This is a genomic window from Oryzihumus sp. JJN4-3R (genome assembly GCF_057747915.1).
In genome coordinates this window covers 1,918,292-1,935,642 of sequence record NZ_CM173229.1, presented here as the reverse complement: position 1 = coordinate 1,935,642, position 17,351 = coordinate 1,918,292, and the positions used below count along the sequence as shown (strand labels likewise).

Sequence of the window (17,351 nt, the reverse complement as noted above, 5' to 3'; positions counted from 1 at the left end):
TGCTCACTTCAGGCCGCCCGGCGGCCCCAGAACGGGCGCGCAAACCGGCCTGGGCTGAGCAAAGCGGCCTGGAGTGAGCAAGGCACCGGGAGGCACAGGGGCGTGAAATAGGGTGACGCGGTGGCCAGGGGAACGGGCGTGCGCAGCAGGAGCACGGTGCTGCTGTCGGTGGTGGTGATCACCCTCGCGGCCTTCGGCGTCGTGCGCGCACTGCCCTCGCTGACCCGCCCCGCCCACGGCGTCGTCGACGTCGAGCCGGGCCTGTTCAGCCCGCACCAACCGGTCCGGGGCGTCATCACCCTGGGCCAGGGGCTGACCATCTCGGCCTACGGCGACGGCGTCCGCGTCCAGCGCCAGGACGCCACGCTGTTCCAGACCGTGCGCATCGCGGCGCCGTTCTCGGTCGGCTTCGGCCACGTCACGCGCACCCGTGACGGCTGGCAGGAGCACATCACCGGCACCCTGCGGAATTTGCGCCTCACCAGCGTGGACTACGGCCGCGACGGCGCCACCTACCACGGCGTGGTCTTCGACGACACCCACTCGCTGCCGGCCACGCTCCGGGCCACGCGGGTGCGCGACAAGGTCGAGCTGACGTTCACCGTCGAGGGCGCCGACGTGATCGTGGTGCACACCTGGCGCCACGTCGGCACCCGCGGCCTGACCCCGCGCATGCCGGCCCTGAACCTGCACGACAACGCCTGGTGGCTCAAGCCGGCGGACGCGCCGCGCGAGCCGGCCTACACCACCGGCCTCGGCAGCCTCGTGGCCATCGACAGCCCCAACCCGACGGCGATCGACCTGCGCCACAAGGGCCGCGGCGAAATACATGTGTGGTCCTCGACGTTCCGCCTGACGGTCTGGTGACCGGCTGCTGACGGCTGCCCGGTCGACCCGGCGCCCGGCACGGGCGCGCGTGGCAGACTCGGGCTTCGGGCCCTCGCCAAGGCCCGCGCAAGGAGTGACGAACGTATGCCGGGTGCCGCACCGATCCGCCGGGTCGCCATGCTCAGCGTGCACACGTCCCCGCTGGAGCAGCCCGGCACCGGCGACGCCGGCGGCCTGAACGTCTACGTCGTCGAGGTCGCCAAGCGGCTGGCCGCCCGCGACATCGAGGTCGAGGTCTTCACCCGGGCCACCACCGGCAGCCTCGAGCCCGTCGTCGAGCTGGTGCCCGGGGTCCACGTCCGGCACGTGACCGCCGGACCCTACGAGGGGCTGGGCAAGGAGGACCTGCCGGGTCAGCTGTGCGCCTTCGCCGCCGGCGTGATGCGCGCCGAGGCCGCCCGCCCCGAGGGGTGGTACGACCTGGTCCACTCCCACTACTGGCTCTCCGGGCAGGTCGGCTGGCTGGCCGCCGACCGCTGGCGGGTGCCGCTGGTGCACACCATGCACACCATGGCGCGGGTCAAGAACACCCACCTCGCCGAGGGCGACACCCCCGAGCCCTCCGGCCGCGAGATCGGGGAGGCCCAGGTCGTCGAGGCCGCCGACCGGCTGGTCGCCAACACCGACGGCGAGGCCCGCGAGCTGATCGACCTCTACGACGCCGACCCCGGCCGGGTCCGCGTCGTGCCGCCGGGCGTCGACCTCGACACGTTCACCCCCGGCGACCGGTGCGCCGCCCGGGCCGCCCTGGACCTGCCCGCCGAGGCGCACGTCCTGCTCTTCGTCGGCCGGATCCAGCCGCTGAAGGCCCCCGACGTGCTGCTCAAGGCGGCCGCGGACCTGCTGGCCCGCCGCCCGGAGCTGCGCGACGACCTCGTCATCGCCGTCGTCGGCGGCCCCAGCGGCACCGGCCTGGCCAAGCCGAAGGCCCTGCAGGACCTCGCCGACCGGCTCGGCATCACCCCCCAGGTCCGCTTCGTCCCGCCGGCCGCCCGCGAGCGGCTCGCCCAGTGGTACCGCGCCGCCGACCTGGTCGCCGTGCCGTCCTACAGCGAGTCCTTCGGCCTGGTCGCCGTCGAGGCCCAGGCCTGCGGCACCCCCGTCGTCGCCGCAGCGGTGGGCGGCCTGCCCACCGCGGTCGGCGACAGCGGCATCCTCGTCGACAGCCACGACACGACCGACTGGAGCCACGCCATCGAGTCCCTCATCGCCGACCCCGCGCGCCGCGAGAGCCTGTCGCGCCGCGCCGTCCGCCACGCCGCCCAGTTCAGCTGGGACCACACCACCGAGCGCCTCATCGAGGTGTATGCCGAGGCGCACGACGTGCGCACGGCCTCACCGATCGAGGACGCGCGGGTCCTAGCGGGCATCCCGGCGGCGGTGATCCCGTGAGCACGCCCTCGGCCCAGCAGGACGCCCTGAAGGTCCTCCACGCCTACCTCGAGGACGCCGGGATCGAGCACGAGCTCGGCGGGCGGCACGGCGAGCTCGTCGTCACCCTGCCCGGGGAGAAGAAGCTCAAGACGGTCGCCTCGGTGGTCGTCGGCGAGCAGTCGCTGTCGGTGTCGGCGTTCGTCGTGCGCAACCCCGACGAGAACCACGAGGCGTTCTACCGCTACCTGCTGCGCAAGAACCTCAAGCTGCCCGGCCTGGCGTACGGCATCGACCGCTCCGGCGACGTCTACGTCACCGGCCGCGTGCCCCTCGAAGGGGTCAGCGCGGCATACCTCGACCAGCTGTTCGGCGTCGTGCTCGACGCCGCGGACTCCACGTTCAACGAGCTGCTGGCCCTCGGCTTCCTGGAGTCGATGAAGAAGGAGTGGGCCTGGCGCATCGCGCGCGGAGAGTCCACCCGCAACCTCGAGGCGTTCCGCCACCTGCTCGACGGCGGGCCCGACGAGCGGGGGGCCGATACCGAGACCGAGCCGGAGGCGGCGGCGGACGCAGAGGGTGCAGCGCAGGCTGCCGCCCCGGGTCCCGAGGGGGAAGACGCCCGCTGAGGCCCGGGCGGGGCGGCCCATAGACTCGCGGCCATGACCTACACCCTTGTCCTGCTGCGTCACGGCGAGAGCGTCTGGAACGCCAAGAACCTCTTCACCGGCTGGGTCGACGTCGACCTGTCCGACAAGGGCCGCGCCGAGGCCGTGCGCGCCGGCGAGCAGCTCAAGGAGGCCGGGCTCCTGCCGGACCTGGTCCACACCTCGCTGCAGCGCCGCGCGATCAACACCGCCAACCTCGCCCTCGACGCCGCCGACCGCCACTGGATCCCGGTCCGCCGGTCCTGGCGCCTCAACGAGCGCCACTACGGCGCGCTGCAGGGCAAGGACAAGAAGCAGACGCTGGAGGCCTACGGCGAGGAGCAGTTCATGCTCTGGCGCCGCAGCTTCGACGTGCCGCCGCCGCCGATCGACCCCGACGACGAGTTCAGCCAGGCCCACGACGTGCGCTACGCCGACCTCGGCGACGAGGCCCCGCGCACCGAGTGCCTCAAGGACGTCATCGCCCGGATGCTGCCCTGGTGGGAGAGCTCGATCGTGCCGGACCTGCTGGAGGGCAACACCGTGCTCGTCGCGGCCCACGGCAACAGCCTGCGCGGCATCGTCAAGCACCTCGACGGCATCAGCGACGCCGACATCGCCGGGCTGAACATCCCCACCGGCATGCCGCTGGTCTACCGCCTCGGCAAGGACCTGAAGCCGTCCGTCCCGGGCGGGGAGTACCTCGACCCCGAGGCCGCGAAGGCCGCCGCCGAGGCCGTCGCCAACCAAGGGCGCTGACCCCAGCCACACGCACCGGTATGCCGCGCACCCGCCCGGGTGCGCGGCATACATGCGCCCGGGCCGGCTTTGCGCACGAAAACGCCGCTGGGAGGGCCGGATCCGGCCCTCCCAGCGGCGACAACCTGCGCAAGGGCGGGGGCTACTCCTCGCCGTCGAGCTCGGCCTCGGTGTGCCACTCACCGGTCACCAGGTAGACGACCCGGCGCGCCACCGACACCGCGTGGTCGGCGAACCGCTCGTAGTAGCGCCCGACCAGCGTCACGTCGACGGCCGACTCGGTCCCGTAGGCCCACTTGCCGTCCATCAGCTGGTTGAAGATCTCGCGGTGCAGGCGGTCCATCTCGTCGTCGTCGCGCTCGAGCTCGACCGCCGCCTCGATGTCCTTGCCGGCGATGATCGAGCCGGCCTTGGCCACGATCCGCTCGGCCACCTGGCCCATCTGCAGCACGTTGGCGCGCAGCACCGGCGGGATCGCCGAGGCCGGGTAGCGCAGCCGCGCCACCTTCGCCACGTGCCGGGCCAGGTCGCCCATCCGCTCCAGGTCGGCGCTCATGCGCATCGCCGTGACGACCATGCGCAGGTCGGTCGCCACCGGCTGCTGCCGGGCGAGCAGGTCGATCGAGCGGTCGTCGAGCTCGCGGCGGATCTGGTCGATCTCCTCGTCCGCGGCGATGACGCTCTCGGCGAGGTGGATGTCGGCGTCCAGCAGCGCCGTCGTGGCGCGGGCCATGGCCGAGCCGGCCAGCCGGGTCATCTCCACCAGGTCGTCGGAGATCTTGTCGAGGTCCTCGTGAAACGCGTCGCGCATGGTCCCTTGCTTCCCGTCGTCGGGTCACCGGGGGTGTCCCGTGCCACCGCACATCGGTATGCCGTGACAGCACGTACGACCGCACGTGCGCCCCCAGCCTCGCACCGTGGGGTGAACGTGCGCGGGATCTCAGGTGAACTCTTGGCGGTGTCCCCGGTCAGGAGGCGTTCACCCGGCCGAACGAGTCTGGCGTCATGCGTACCCTGAGCGTCGTGGACGCGACAACCGCAGCCTTGCTCGGAGGCGTCGGTGGCCTGCTGGTGGGCGCCGTCGCCATGCTCGCCGTGCGCCTGACCGAGCGGTCCCAGCGCCGGCCCACCGTCGAGCCGCCCCCGTCCAGCCTCCCGGCCGGCGTCGCCGACGTCCTGGCCGTCCTGCGCTCCAGCGGCATCGTCGTCGACTCCGCGGACGCGGTGGTCAAGGCCAGCCCGTCGGCGGTCGCCCTCGGCCTGGTGCGCGGCACCGAGCTGGTCCACTCCGAGCTGCGCCACCTGGCCCGGCAGGTCCGCCGGGACGGCGTGATCCGCGAGTCCGAGCTCGAGCTGGCACGCGGGCCGCTCGGCCGCGGCCGGCTCACCATGGGCGTGCGCGTCGCGCCGCTCGGCGGCTCCCACGTCCTGCTCCTGCTCGACGACCGCACCCAGGCCCGTCGCGTGGAGGAGATCCGCCGCGACTTCGTGGCCAACGTCAGCCACGAGCTGAAGACCCCCGTCGGCGGCCTGGCCCTGCTCGCCGAGGCGGTCGAGGACGCCGCCGACGACCCCGAGGCGGTCCAGCGCTTCGCCCAGCGGATGAGGGTGGAGTCCACCCGGCTGACCCGCCTGGTCCAGGAGATCGTCGACCTGTCCCGGCTGCAGGTGGCCGACACGCTGCACGAGCCGGTCATCGTCGACCTCGGCGAGGTCGCCGCGGAGGCGGTCGAGCGCTCCCACCTCGTCGCCGATGCCAAGGGCATCGAGCTGGCGAGCGCGCTGGCCGAGGGCGTCCACGTCTTCGGCGACGCCGAGCTGCTCACCACCGCGGTCAGCAACCTCGTCCAGAACGCCATCGCCTACTCCGGCAACAACACCAAGGTCGCCGTGGCCGTCCGGCCCAGCGACCACGGCATCGTCGAGGTGGCGGTCAGCGACCAGGGCCAGGGCATCCCCGAGGTCGAGCAGCAGCGCATCTTCGAGCGGTTCTACCGCGTCGACCCGGCGCGCTCGCGCGCCACTGGCGGCACCGGGCTCGGCCTGGCGATCGTCAAGCACGTCTGCGCCAACCACGGCGGCGAGGTCACGGTCTGGAGCGAGGAGGGGCGCGGGTCGACCTTCACCATGCGCCTGCCCTCCGCGCCCGAGTCCGCGACCCAGGCACACGGCATACCGGAAACCGAGGCGGCACCGGCCGCCCCCAACCCCCGAGAGGTCACCCGATGACGCGCATCCTGGTCGTGGAGGACGAGGAGTCGTTCTCCGACCCGCTGTCCTACATGCTGCGCAAGGAGGGCTACGAGGTCGCCGTCGCGGCGACCGGCCCCGCCGCGCTGGAGGACTTCGACCGCAGCGGGGCCGACCTGGTCCTGCTCGACCTCATGCTCCCCGGCCTTTCCGGGGAGGACGTCTGCCGGGCGCTGCGGCAGCGCTCGAACGTGCCGGTCATCATGCTGACCGCCAAGGACAGCGAGATCGACAAGGTCGTCGGGCTCGAGCTCGGCGCGGACGACTACGTCACCAAGCCCTACTCCAGCCGGGAGCTGCTCGCCCGGGTCAAGGCGGTGCTGCGCCGCGGCCACGAGCCCGAGGAGCTGATGCCCTCGACGCTGGAGTCCGGGCCGGTCCGCATGGACGTCGAGCGCCACGTCGTCACCGTCAACGGGGCCCAGACGGCGCTGCCGCTGAAGGAGTTCGAGCTGCTCGAGATGCTGCTGCGCAACGCCGGGCGCGTCCTCACCCGGATGCAGCTGATCGACCGGGTCTGGGGCAGCGACTACGTCGGGGACACCAAGACCCTGGACGTGCACGTCAAGCGGCTGCGCGCCAAGGTCGAGCCGGACCCGGCCCACCCGCGCTACATCGTCACGGTGCGCGGCCTGGGCTACAAGTTCGAGGCCGCCGCCTGAGCGGCCCGCCCCCGCACGACGGAGCCCCCGACCGGACCGGTCGGGGGCTCCGTTGCGTCGTGTGCCTGCCGGGGCCGGTCGGGGCCCGTCAGGGCCGCCGGCCGCGTCCGGTCAGGACGCGCTGGCCGTGGCGGTCGCCGAGGGCGAGGGGACCGGCAGGCTGTCGGTGACCGACGGCGTCGCGGTGCTCGTCTCCGAGGGGGTGACCGTGGAGTAGTAGCCGTCGGGCAGCAGCACGGGGACCTTGACGGTCTGTGCGCCGCCGGACGCGGTGCTCACCTCGATGTCGACGAGGCCGCCGGGGTCGGAGGCGACCTTGGGCAGCGTCGTGGTGGCGTCGGTCAGCTTGACGGCGTCGTGCGCCGGGACGTCGGCCTGGGCCTGCCCGCCGCTGGCCGTGGCGAAGCTGACCTTGACGTCCGAGCCGCCGTTGTTGACGACCTCGCCGCTGAGGGCGCCGGGCTGGTCCTTGGCGCTGGCGACGACGAGGAGGTCGCGCACCTGCACGTCGCCGAGGTTGACGGCGACGCCGTCGGCCGGCTGGTAGCTGAACTGCGTCTGGATCGGGGACTGGGTCTGGCACCCGGAGAGCGCGACGGCGCCCGCGGCCACGAGGCCGGCGCTGACGACAAGGCCCTTGCGGGACACGGACACCTGGGCGGCACGAGCGGGGCGACGGATCACGGCGCACAGCGTACCGGGGCGGACGCGTGCGTCCTGTCGCAGGTCGGCCCCTCGATGACCTGCCGCGCGCCCGCTGTGCGCGCGCGAAAGCACGGTGAACCGCTGTCTGTCAAGACCGTCCCGATAGTCAAAATGTCCCTGTCTGGGCCCCTGACCTGCACAAACACGACGTGAACTAGTTCGTTCCGGTCATGGCCCCGTGTTACCCTTGAGGTCGCGAAAGGGGAAAACAGCACATGGTTTTCAAGGTCGGCGAAACGGTCGTGTACCCCCATCACGGGGCTGCCCTGATCGAAGAAATCAAGACCCGCACCATCAAGGGTGAGGACAAGCTCTACCTGGTCCTCAAGGTGGCCCAGGGCGACCTCACCATCGAGGTGCCTGCCGAGAACTGCGACCTCGTGGGTGTCCGCGACGTCGTGGGGCAGGACGGCCTCGACCGCGTCTTCGAGGTGCTGCGAGCCCCCCATACCGAGGAGCCGACCAACTGGTCGCGCCGCTACAAGGCGAACCTCGAGAAGCTCGCCTCCGGTGACGTCATCAAGGTCGCCGAGGTCGTCCGCGACCTCTGGCGTCGCGACAAGGACCGCGGCCTCTCGGCCGGCGAGAAGCGCATGCTGGCCAAGGCCCGCCAGATCCTCGTCTCCGAGCTCGCGCTCGCCGAGAAGACCAACGAGGACAAGGCCGAGGCCATCCTCGACGAGGTCCTCGCCTCCTGAGCACCGCAGTCGTCCTCGTCGCCGCAGGTGCGGGCACGAGGCTGGCGGCCGGAGTCCCCAAGGCGTTCGTCCCGCTGTGTGGAGAGCCGTTGCTGGCTCACGCACTGCGGGGCGTCCTGCTGTGCGGGCAGGTCGCCCACGTCGTCATCGTGGCCCCGGCCACGCACCTGCCGCAGGCCCGCGCCCTGGCCGACGGTGACCCCCGCGTCACCGTCGTGGCCGGGGGAGCCGACCGCAGCGCCTCGGTCGCGGCCGGCCTCGCCGCGCTGCCGGCCGGCGCCGACGTCGTGCTCGTGCACGACGCCGCCCGGGCGCTGACCCCGGTCGCGGTGTTCGACCGGGTAGCCGACGCGGTCCGGGCCGGCCACCCGGCGGTCGTCCCCGGCCTGCCCGTCGTCGACACCGTCAAGGTCGTCGACGCATCCGGCGTCGTGGCGGCGACGCCACCGCGCGAGCTGCTGCGCGCGATACAGACCCCGCAGGGCTTCTCCCGCGAGGTCCTGGAGCGGGCGCACGCCTCCGGCTCCAGCGCCACCGACGACGCCGGGCTGGTCGAGGCCCTGGGCCTGCCGGTCCTCGTCGTCGACGGCGACGCGCGGGCGCTGAAGGTCACCACCCCCGGCGACGTCGCCCGCGCCGAGGCCCTGCTGCAGGATGGCCGGTATGTCGGACAGTGAGCTCCCGCCCCCGCCGCACCTCGCACACATGGTGCTGCCGCGCACCGGCGTCGGGGTCGACGTCCACGCCTTCGCCAGCGACGACCGGCCGCTGCACCTCGCCGGGCTCACCTGGCCGGGGGAGCGGGGGATCGAAGGCCACTCCGACGGCGACGTCGTGGCCCACGCCGCGTGCAACGCGCTGTTCTCCGCCGCCGGGCTCGGCGACCTCGGCACGCACTTCGGCACCGACCGGCCCGAGCTGGCCGGCGCCCTGGGCGTCACGCTGCTGGCCGAGGCCGCCCGGATCGTGCGTGAAGCCGGGTTCACCATCGGCAACGTCGCGGTCCAGGTGATCGGCAACCGGCCCAAGCTCGGCCCACGCCGGACGGAGGCCCAGGCGCTGCTGACCCAGACCCTCGGAGCCCCGGTCTCGCTGGCGGCGGGGACCACCGACGGGCTCGGCTTCACCGGCCGCGGCGAGGGCATCGGCGCCATCGCCACCGCCCTGGTGGTCCCGACCGCCTGACGCCCCGGTCCGCAACGGGTTGTGCCGACCGCCCGCGTGGGTAGGGTCGGCCCGGACGGTCTGCGGACGCACAGGGGGAACCACCATGACCATGTCGACCCGTCGCGCCATCACCGGCGCGACCCTCGTCCTCGTCGCGCTCGGCCTCGGCGCCTGCAGCGTTTCCAGCAAGGACCCGGGGTCGGCCAAGCCGGCGGCCCAGGGCTCCGCCGCCTCGGGGTCGGCCGGCACGGCCGGCACGGCCGGCGCGCAGTCGACCGTGCCGCCGCTGGGGGTCATCGGCACGCGGCAGACCTCCGACGGCAAGACGCCGCTGGAGGTCACCCTCAACGAGGTCAAGGTCGACGGCCAGGTGATGACGGTGACCTGGGGCGCCCGGAACGTCGGCACCGGCAGCTGGCAGGTCGCCAGCTTCTTCTCCGACGGGATCTTCGCCCATCGCCCCGACGACACCACGGTGCCGCTGGCCAGCGAGATCTCCGGGCCGGCCGACGGGGTCTTCGTGCTCGACACCGCCAACGCCAAGCGCTACCTGCCGGCACGCGACGCCCAGGGCAACTGCGTGTGCAGCCTCAACGGGAGCGGCACCTTCGTCAAGCCCGGGCAGATGACGCTGTTCCAGGCGGTGTTCAAGGCGCCGCCGGCGGACGTCTCGACCGTGACGGTCTCGATCCCGCACGCCGGGACCTTCCCCGGCGTGGCCGTGTCCCGATGAGCGCCGCGCCGGTCCTGTCGGTGCTGCTCGGGCTGGGGCTGCTCGCCCCGGCCGGTGGCACGCCCACGCCCAGCCCCACGCCGACCGTCACGATGGTGCCGGCGCAGGGCACGCCGGTGACCTTCCCGGTGGAGGACATCAGCGGCCCGGTCGAGGACCTCGTCTTCGCCGAGGCCAGCACCGACGGCGCGGTGACCGACACCGGGGGCACGCAGTTCCGCCTGGCGGCCGACGTGCTCTTCGCCTTCGACAAGGCCGAGCTCAACGCCCGGGCCCGCGCCGAGCTCGCCGGGATCGCCCGCAAGCTCAAGACCGCCGGCGCCACCCGGCTCGCGGTCGTGGGGTTCACCGACGACAAGGGCTCCGACGGCTACAACCGCGGGCTGTCGCAGCGCCGCGCCGCCGCGGTCGAGAAGGCGCTGGCCTCGGCGCTCGGCTCCGGTGTCCGGATCAGCGCCACCGGACGCGGCGAGCAGGAACCCATCGCCAGCAACGACACCACGGCCGGCCGGGCCCTCAACCGCCGGGTCACCATCACCGTCCAGCACTGACGGCCGTGGTGCGGCGGGTCCGCATGCTGCGCCGCGGATGAGGTGAGCCGGGCCGCTGGCTAGGCTCACGGCATACCTGAAGCTGCACCACTGCCACGCGAAGGAGCCGGAATGCCGAGCACGGTCAAGGGAGTCATCGCGCGCAGCAAGGGCGCACCCGTCGAGCTGCTCGACGTGGTCGTGCCGGACCCGGGGCCCGGCGAGGCGGTCGTGACGGTCCAGGCGTGCGGCGTGTGCCACACCGACCTGCACTACCGCGAGGGCGGGATCAACGACGAGTTCCCGTTCCTGCTCGGGCACGAGGCGGGCGGTGTCGTCGAGGCCGTCGGCGAGGGCGTGACCGAGGTGGCGCCCGGCGACTTCGTCGTCCTGAACTGGCGCGCCGTGTGCGGGCAGTGCCGGGCGTGCGCCAAGGGCAAGCCGTGGTACTGCTTCAACACCCACAACGCCACGCAGAAGATGACCCTCACCGACGGCACCGAGCTCTCCCCGGCGCTGGGCATCGGGGCGTTCATCGAGAAGACGCTCGTCGCCGCCGGGCAGTGCACCAAGGTCGACCCGGCCGCGCCCGCCACGGCCGCCGGGCTGCTCGGCTGCGGCGTGATGGCCGGCTTCGGCGCGGCGGTCAACACCGGCGGCGTGACGCGCGGTGACTCGGTGGCCGTCATCGGCTGCGGCGGGGTCGGCAACGCGGCCATCGCCGGAGCAGCCCTGGCAGGTGCCACCACCGTCATCGCCGTCGACGTCGACGAGCGCAAGCTCGAGTGGGCCCGCGGCTTCGGCGCCACCCACACGGTCAACTCCCGCTCGACCGACGCCGTCGAGGCGATCCGCGAGCTGACCGGCGGGTTCGGTGCCGACGTGGTCGTCGAGGCGGTCGGCCGACCCGAGACCTACGAGCAGGCGTTCTACGCCCGCGACCTCGCCGGCACGGTGGTCCTCGTCGGGGTGCCCACCCCAGACCTGAAGGTCGAGCTGCCGATGATCGAGATCTTCGGCCGCGGCGGGGCCCTGAAGTCCAGCTGGTACGGCGACTGCCTGCCCTCGCGGGACTTCCCGATGCTCATCGACCTGTACCGCCAGGGCCGCTTCGACCTCGACGGCTTCGTCTCCGAGACCGTCGGCCTAGGCGACATCGAGGCGGCCTTCGCCAAGATGGAGCGCGGCGAGGTCCTGCGCTCGGTGGTGGTCCTCTGATGTCGTTGGCCAGCAAGATCGCCGCGGTGCGCGTCGAGAAGGTCGTCACCCATGGCACGTTCAACCTCGACGGCGGCAGCTGGGAGGTCGACAACAACGTGTGGGTCGTCGGCAACGACACCGAGTGCGTGGTCATCGACCCGGCGCACGACGGCCGGCCGATCCTCAAGGCGGTCGGCAAGCGCAAGGTCGTGGCCATCCTGTGCACCCATGCCCACGACGACCACATCGGCGCGGTCGGGGAGGTCTCGGACGGCACCCGCGGGCAGTCCTACCTGCACCCCGACGACCGGATGCTGTGGGACCGCGTCTACCCCGTGACCCCCGACCGTGAGCTCGCCGACGGCGACACCATCTCCGTGGCCGGCGTGACGCTGGAGGTGCTGCACACCCCGGGCCACTCGCCGGGCGCGTGCTGCTTCTACAGCCCCCAGCTCGGGATCGTCTTCACCGGCGACACGCTCTTCCAGGGCGGGCCGGGGGCGACCGGGCGCTCGTTCAGCGACTTCGACACGATCATCGCCTCGATCAGCGACAAGCTCTTCCACCTGCCGGCCGCCACCGTCGTGCACACCGGCCACGGCGACTCGACGACGATCGGCGTCGAGGCCCCGCACCTGCCGGAGTGGATCGCCCGCGGCTCCTGAGGCCGCTGTTCCCCGCCATTGCGCAGGTCAGGGCTGCTGGGAGGGCCGGTTAGGGCCGCCCCGGCAGCCCTTTCTTGCGCCAAGAGGCGGTATGCCGGGTCGCTCGCTCAGCGGGTGGTCGCGGGCTCGGCGTCGAGGCCGGTCAGGCGGGCCGGGAGGCGGTGGCTGACCAGGGACCAGACGAGGACGCCGAGGGCGGCGGCGACCAGGCCGATCACGAACCCGGCGGCGATGTCCTGCCAGTGGTGGACGTTCGCGGCGACGCGGGAGGCCCCGATGAGCAGGGCCACGACCAGCAGGACGGCGCCGAGCACCCGCCGGTGCACCGCGACGACCGCCGCGACCGCCGTCGCCAGCGCCGTGTGGTCGGAGGGGAAACCGTTGTCCGCCGGGTGGGCGAACAGCGGCCTCAGCGAGGGGTTGGCCACGAACGGGCGCGGGTCGGTGTGGACCGCGCCGGCGGTCTTGACCAGCACGCCGACCGCGATGGCCGCGACGACGACCTGGACCGCCATGGCGACCTTGCCGGTGCGGGGAGCCAGCAGCCAGGCGATGACGGCCGCCAGTGCGACGGCGAAGAGGGCGTACTGGGCCACGGCCACGATGAGGGAGTCCACGCGCCTAGGGTGACCGGGGTTTCTGGGAGTTGCCTCAGAACGCACCGAGCGGCCCTGCCCGGGGCAGGACCGCTCGGCGCGCGGTGGGTGAGCCGGCCGTGGGTCAGTGACCCTGGCCGAGGCCTCCGCCCATGACGACCGCGTGGCGCAGGTCGTTGACCGCGGCGTCGCGCGTCGCGACCGGGGACACGCCCAGGCTGCGCTCGATCGTCGCCAGGATCGAGGTGGTGTCGTAGACCGTGTGGTCCACGCCGGAGCGGGTCATCCCCGCCGAGAGGACGAGGGCCGGGATGCGGGTGCCGGGGCCGAACGCGTCGTGCGCGCCCTGCGTCCCCGAGCCCTGACCGGGCGGGGCCACGTGGTCCCACTGGCCGCCGAACTCGTCATACGTCACGACGACCAGCGTGTCCTTGGCCTGCGGGCCGGAGGTGATCGTCTTGAGCAGGTCGACGAGGTGGTCGGAGCCGTTCGGCTCGCTGGCGTAGCCGGGGTGCTCGTTCTCGGCACCGTAGGGCTTGACGAAGCTGACCGCGGGCAGCGTGCCGCCCTTGGCCGCCGCGATGAACTTCTTCTCGTCCTGCAGGTGGGCGCGGCCGGGCGTGCCGGGCGCGTAGTCCTTGAAGTAGTTGAACGGCTGGTGGTGGTACTGGAACAGCGGTCCGGGGTGGCCGGCCTCGGCGTCGTCCCAGCCGCCGGAGTACCAGTTCCAGCTGATCCCCTTGGCGCTGAGCCGGTCACCGATGTTGGGGTACTTCGCGTCGTCGATGAGCGGGATCTTCGCGCCACCGCCGAAAGGCTTGCTCGACGGCTGCACCGTGTTGACCGCGAGGTTGCCGCAGGCGCGCAGGTAGTCAGCCGTGACGGCGGGGTTGGCGCACTTCTGCGTCAGCTGGCCGTCCGTGGCCGCCGGGTTGCCGTTCTTGTACAGCGCGTAGCTCTTCGGCATCCCGTTGGCGTCGACCACCGTGTTCTTCGCGCCGAGCGCCCCGGCGCTGGTGTCCTCCGGTGCCCGCGCCGCGATGAGGTACTGGTGGTTGAGGAACGAGCCGCCGAACGCGCCCTGGAAGAACCGGTCCGCGAGGACGTAGTTCGGGGCGCCCTGGCTGTGCAGGTACCGGTAGATCGGCAGGCCCCTGGTGTCGTAGTGGCCCATCGTCAGGCCGACCGCGTCGGAGCCGGTGGTGTAGCGGTCCTGCTTGCCGCCGTCGAGCTGGTACTGCTCCTGGTAGAAGCGGTGCACCAGGTCCTCGGTGCACCCGCCCGGCTCGGCGCCGGGGGAGTCCTTCTTCATGCCGTTGGGGGCGTAGACCGTCTCCGGCGGGCAGGTCTTGTCCTCCGGCTTGATGTAGTCGTCGATCCGGAACGGCTTGTTGGTGAACGCGCTCGCGTCCACGCCGTGCGCGCTGTCGCTGCACGTCGACGGCTGCGGCGGGCTCGCCAGGTTCACGTCGTTCTGCAGCAGGCAGTGGTATGCCGTGCCGTCCTGGGCGACCTGGGTCGCCTTCGCCTTCGGTGCGGCCTGCAGGCCGTCGACGGCCTGGCCGTTGACCTGGCCCCACCCGCCGTACAGGTTGTCGAAGGAGTGGTTCTCCTCGTAGATGACCACGAGGTGCTTGTAGCCGGCGACCGGGCCGGTGGTGTGGCCCGCCGGGCGGGGCGCGGGGGTCGCCGCGCCGGCGCTGGCCGGCCAGGCGGCGACGGCCAGCAGGGCGGCGGCCGCACCGGCCGCCGCGGTGAACGTCTTTCGTCCCACGAGTCTGCTCCTCGAGTGCTCAGGTGACCCGCCCCTGCGGGCAGGGTCCACGAGGGCACTCTGGCGGGGGAACCCGACCGTGGCGTGACGTCGAGGTGACCGGCGCGCGAACGGGTGGCACGGCATACCCGCTGCCTGCGGGCCGGGCCCGTGGGCCGACCGCGGCAGTGCACGATTCGGGCAAGTGGTATGCCTCTCGGTAGCCTTGGCGGGTGAGCCTCCGTTTGTATGACACCGCCACGCGCGAGCTGCGCGACTTCGTCCCCGTGACCGAGGGCAAGGCGAGCGTCTACATCTGTGGCCTGACCACGCAGGGTGCCCCGCACATCGGGCACATCCGCTTCGCCGTCGCGTTCGACATCCTGCGCCGCTGGCTGGCCACCGGGCACGGCCTCGACGTCACCCTGGTGCGCAACGTCACCGACATCGACGACAAGATCCTGAACAAGTCGGCCGAGGCCGGCGTGCCGTGGTGGGCGTGGAGCTACGACAACGAGCGGGCCACCAGCGAGGCGCTGGACACCCTCGGGGTGCTGCCGGCGACCTACGAGCCGCGGGCGACCGGGCACATCACCGAGATGCTCGAGATCATGCAGACGCTGATCGACAAGGGGCACGCCTACGTCGCCCCCGACGGCAGCGGCGACGTCTACTTCGACGTGCGCAGCTTCCCCTCCTACGGCGAGCTGACCCACCAGCGGATCGAGGAGATGGAGGCGGCCGCCGACGCGGACCCGCGCGGCAAGCGCGACCCGCGCGACTTCGCGCTCTGGAAGGGCCACAAGGCCGGTGAGCCGGAGACGGCGAGCTGGCCCACGGCATACGGGCAGGGGCGCCCCGGCTGGCACCTGGAGTGCTCGGCGATGGCGCGCAAGTACGTCGGTGACACCTTCGACATCCACGGCGGCGGCGTCGACCTGCGCTTCCCGCACCACGAGAACGAGCAGGCGCAGTCGCGCGCGGCCGGCCTCGGGTTCGCCAACTACTGGCTGCACAACGCGTGGGTGACCATCGGTGGGGAGAAGATGAGCAAGTCGCTCGGCAACTCCCTGCTGGTCAGCGAGATCACCAAGATCACGCGGCCGCTGGCGCTGCGCTACTACCTCAGCGCGGCCCACTACCGCTCGACGATCGAGTACCACGAGGGATCGCTGCGCGAGGCCGAGGCGGCGGTGGAGCGGATCGAGGGCTTCGTCCAGCGGGCGACCCGTGGTGCGGCCCAGCTGCCCACCGTCGAGCTGCCGGCCGCCTTCGCCGAGGCGATGGACGACGACCTCAACGTCTCCGGCGCGCTCGCCGTGGTCCACGAGACCGTCCGCGCCGGCAACACCGCCCTGGACGACGGAGACCACGCGGCCGCGCTCGAGGCGGCGGCCGCCGTCGTCGCCATGACCGACGTGCTCGGCGTCAACCCGCTCGACCCGCGCTGGAACGGCGGGGGCAGCACCGGTGGCCAGGACGCGCTGACAGCGCTCGACGCCCTCGTCACCGACCGGCTCGCCGCGCGGGAGTCCGCCCGGGCGGCCCGCGACTTCGCCACCGCTGACGCGATCCGCGACCAGCTCACCGCGGCGGGCATCGCCGTCGAGGACACCCCCTCGGGTGCGCGCTGGTCGCTCGCCCGACACACCGACGCGCCCGCGCGTCACTGAGAGACGAGACTGACTTCCTGATGGCAGGCAACTCCCAGCGCCGAGGCGCGATCCGCAAGTCCAAGAAGGGCGCGACCGTCGGCAGCGGCGGCCAGCGTCGCCGTGGCCTCGAGGGCAAGGGCCCCACGCCCAAGGCCGAGGACCGCACCAAGCACATCACGGCCAAGCGCGCCCGCGCCGCCGCCAAGCGCGACGGTGCGGCCTCCGGTCCGGCCCAGCGCGGCGGCTCCGGCCAGGGTCGTCCGGGCGGGGGCGGCTCGCGCGCCGGCTCCGGCCGCCGCTCCCGCACCTCCAGCGAGATCGTCGCGGGCCGCAACTCCGTCGTCGAGGCGCTGCGGGCCGAGGTCCCGGTCACCACGATGTACGTCGCCGGCCGGATCGACGCCGACGACCGCGTGCGCGAGGCGCTGAAGATCGCGACCAACCGCGGCATCCCGGTGCTGGAGACCCCCCGCGGGGAGCTCGACCGGCTCACCGACGGCGCGGTCCACCAGGGCCTGGCGCTGCAGGTGCCGCCCTACGAGTACGCCCACCCCACCGACCTGGTCGACCCGCAGACGCCGGGCATCCCGCTGGTCGTGGCGCTGGACGGGATCACCGACCCGCGCAACCTCGGCGCGATCATCCGCTCGGTGGCCGCGTTCGGCGGGCACGGCGTGATCGTGCCCGAGCGCCGCTCGGTCGGCATGACCGCCAGCGCGTGGAAGACCTCCGCCGGCGCCGCCGCGCGCATCCCGGTCGCCCTCGCCGGCAACCTGACCCGGACGCTGGAGGACTACCGCAAGGCCGGCTTCTTCATCCTCGGCCTGGACATGGACGGCGACGTCGAGCTGCCGGCGCTGGAGCTGGCCACCGAGCCGCTGGTCATCGTCGTCGGCTCCGAGGGCAAGGGCCTGTCCCGCCTCGTCGCCGAGACCTGCGACCAGATCGTCTCGATCCCGATGTCCTCGGCGGTCGAGTCGCTCAATGCCGGCATCGCGACGGGCGTGACGCTCTACGAGATCGCCCGCCGCCGCGCCACCACGACGTAGCAGCGCTCGGCGGGCGGTTCGTG

The 17,351-nt window shown here is 72.8% G+C and carries 19 protein-coding genes; 15 read left to right on the top strand and 4 right to left on the bottom strand.

Going from position 1 to position 17,351, the window contains the following annotated elements; genetic code table 11:
• The first annotated feature begins 120 nt into the window (after positions 1 to 120).
• From AC3ANM_RS08970 to AC3ANM_RS08955, 4 genes are all read left to right on the top strand, one after another.
• Positions 121 to 867 carry a hypothetical protein gene (locus AC3ANM_RS08970; protein ID WP_488287778.1) on the top strand — a complete coding sequence of 249 codons (747 nt, stop codon included), beginning with the start codon at positions 121 to 123 and terminating at the stop codon, positions 865 to 867.
• A 105-nt stretch (positions 868 to 972) separates the two neighbouring features.
• Complete coding sequence (gene mshA / locus AC3ANM_RS08965; RefSeq protein WP_488287777.1) at positions 973 to 2,280, top strand: D-inositol-3-phosphate glycosyltransferase; 1,308 nt, start codon at positions 973 to 975, stop codon at positions 2,278 to 2,280.
• On the top strand, positions 2,277 to 2,888 hold the full coding sequence (locus AC3ANM_RS08960; protein ID WP_488287776.1) for a type III secretion system chaperone family protein: 612 nt from the start codon (positions 2,277 to 2,279) through the stop codon (positions 2,886 to 2,888). Before mshA ends, AC3ANM_RS08960 begins: the two co-directional genes overlap by 4 nt.
• Before the next feature lie 33 nt (positions 2,889 to 2,921).
• Positions 2,922 to 3,665 carry a phosphoglyceromutase gene (locus AC3ANM_RS08955; RefSeq protein ID WP_488287775.1) on the top strand — a complete coding sequence of 248 codons (744 nt, stop codon included), beginning with the start codon at positions 2,922 to 2,924 and terminating at the stop codon, positions 3,663 to 3,665.
• Positions 3,666 to 3,807: 142 nt separating this feature from the next.
• Here AC3ANM_RS08955 and phoU read toward each other — a convergent pair whose 3' ends face one another.
• Positions 3,808 to 4,476: a phosphate signaling complex protein PhoU gene (gene phoU / locus AC3ANM_RS08950; protein ID WP_488287774.1), complete on the bottom strand. Its 669-nt coding sequence runs from the start codon at positions 4,474 to 4,476 to the stop codon at positions 3,808 to 3,810.
• Between the two features lie 194 nt (positions 4,477 to 4,670).
• Here phoU and AC3ANM_RS08945 point away from each other — a divergent pair, with 194 nt between their 5' ends.
• Together AC3ANM_RS08945 and AC3ANM_RS08940 are read left to right on the top strand one after the other, a co-directional pair.
• Entirely contained in the window at positions 4,671 to 5,894 is a 1,224-nt protein-coding gene (locus AC3ANM_RS08945) for a sensor histidine kinase (RefSeq protein ID WP_488287773.1), read from the top strand.
• On the top strand, positions 5,891 to 6,577 hold the full coding sequence (locus tag AC3ANM_RS08940; protein WP_488287772.1) for a winged helix-turn-helix domain-containing protein: 687 nt from the start codon (positions 5,891 to 5,893) through the stop codon (positions 6,575 to 6,577). The genes AC3ANM_RS08945 and AC3ANM_RS08940 overlap by 4 nt, the downstream gene beginning before the upstream one ends.
• Before the next feature lie 111 nt (positions 6,578 to 6,688).
• Here the strand turns inward: AC3ANM_RS08940 and AC3ANM_RS08935 are convergent, their stop codons facing one another.
• On the bottom strand, positions 6,689 to 7,261 hold the full coding sequence (locus tag AC3ANM_RS08935; protein ID WP_488287771.1) for a hypothetical protein: 573 nt from the start codon (positions 7,259 to 7,261) through the stop codon (positions 6,689 to 6,691).
• 236 nt (positions 7,262 to 7,497) lie between these two features.
• Here AC3ANM_RS08935 and AC3ANM_RS08930 point away from each other — a divergent pair, with 236 nt between their 5' ends.
• The 7 genes from AC3ANM_RS08930 to AC3ANM_RS08900 all read left to right on the top strand — a co-directional run bounded on the left by AC3ANM_RS08930 (position 7,498) and on the right by AC3ANM_RS08900 (position 12,275).
• Positions 7,498 to 7,980 (top strand): CarD family transcriptional regulator, encoded by a 483-nt coding sequence (locus tag AC3ANM_RS08930; protein WP_141789540.1) that lies wholly within the window; start codon positions 7,498 to 7,500, stop codon positions 7,978 to 7,980.
• Positions 7,977 to 8,657 (top strand): 2-C-methyl-D-erythritol 4-phosphate cytidylyltransferase, encoded by a 681-nt coding sequence (gene ispD / locus AC3ANM_RS08925; protein WP_488287933.1) that lies wholly within the window; start codon positions 7,977 to 7,979, stop codon positions 8,655 to 8,657. Before AC3ANM_RS08930 ends, ispD begins: the two co-directional genes overlap by 4 nt.
• Before the next feature lie 28 nt (positions 8,658 to 8,685).
• The gene (gene ispF, locus AC3ANM_RS08920) at positions 8,686 to 9,165 is read left to right on the top strand and encodes a 2-C-methyl-D-erythritol 2,4-cyclodiphosphate synthase (protein WP_488287932.1); all 480 of its coding nucleotides are present in this window, start codon (positions 8,686 to 8,688) and stop codon (positions 9,163 to 9,165) included.
• A gap of 85 nt (positions 9,166 to 9,250) precedes the next feature.
• Positions 9,251 to 9,880, top strand: coding sequence for a hypothetical protein (locus AC3ANM_RS08915; RefSeq protein WP_488287770.1), 630 nt, complete (start codon positions 9,251 to 9,253; stop codon positions 9,878 to 9,880).
• Entirely contained in the window at positions 9,877 to 10,431 is a 555-nt protein-coding gene (locus AC3ANM_RS08910; protein ID WP_488287769.1) for an OmpA family protein, read from the top strand. Before AC3ANM_RS08915 ends, AC3ANM_RS08910 begins: the two co-directional genes overlap by 4 nt.
• 111 nt (positions 10,432 to 10,542) lie before the next feature.
• Positions 10,543 to 11,628, top strand: a complete 1,086-nt coding sequence (locus tag AC3ANM_RS08905; RefSeq protein ID WP_488287768.1) for an S-(hydroxymethyl)mycothiol dehydrogenase — start codon at positions 10,543 to 10,545, stop codon at positions 11,626 to 11,628.
• Entirely contained in the window at positions 11,628 to 12,275 is a 648-nt protein-coding gene (locus AC3ANM_RS08900) for an MBL fold metallo-hydrolase (protein WP_488287767.1), read from the top strand. The genes AC3ANM_RS08905 and AC3ANM_RS08900 overlap by 1 nt, the downstream gene beginning before the upstream one ends.
• Before the next feature lie 107 nt (positions 12,276 to 12,382).
• Here AC3ANM_RS08900 and AC3ANM_RS08895 read toward each other — a convergent pair whose 3' ends face one another.
• Together AC3ANM_RS08895 and AC3ANM_RS08890 are read right to left on the bottom strand one after the other, a co-directional pair.
• Positions 12,383 to 12,892, bottom strand: a complete 510-nt coding sequence (locus tag AC3ANM_RS08895) for a phosphatase PAP2 family protein (RefSeq protein ID WP_488287766.1) — start codon at positions 12,890 to 12,892, stop codon at positions 12,383 to 12,385.
• A gap of 103 nt (positions 12,893 to 12,995) precedes the next feature.
• Positions 12,996 to 14,645, bottom strand: coding sequence for an alkaline phosphatase family protein (locus AC3ANM_RS08890; RefSeq protein WP_488287765.1), 1,650 nt, complete (start codon positions 14,643 to 14,645; stop codon positions 12,996 to 12,998).
• Between the two features lie 212 nt (positions 14,646 to 14,857).
• On the opposite strand from AC3ANM_RS08890, the gene cysS reads away from it, so the two are divergent.
• Complete coding sequence (gene cysS / locus AC3ANM_RS08885; RefSeq protein WP_488287764.1) at positions 14,858 to 16,297, top strand: cysteine--tRNA ligase; 1,440 nt, start codon at positions 14,858 to 14,860, stop codon at positions 16,295 to 16,297.
• A gap of 20 nt (positions 16,298 to 16,317) precedes the next feature.
• Entirely contained in the window at positions 16,318 to 17,328 is a 1,011-nt protein-coding gene (rlmB, locus tag AC3ANM_RS08880) for a 23S rRNA (guanosine(2251)-2'-O)-methyltransferase RlmB (protein ID WP_488287763.1), read from the top strand.
• Positions 17,329 to 17,351: the final 23 nt, after the last annotated feature.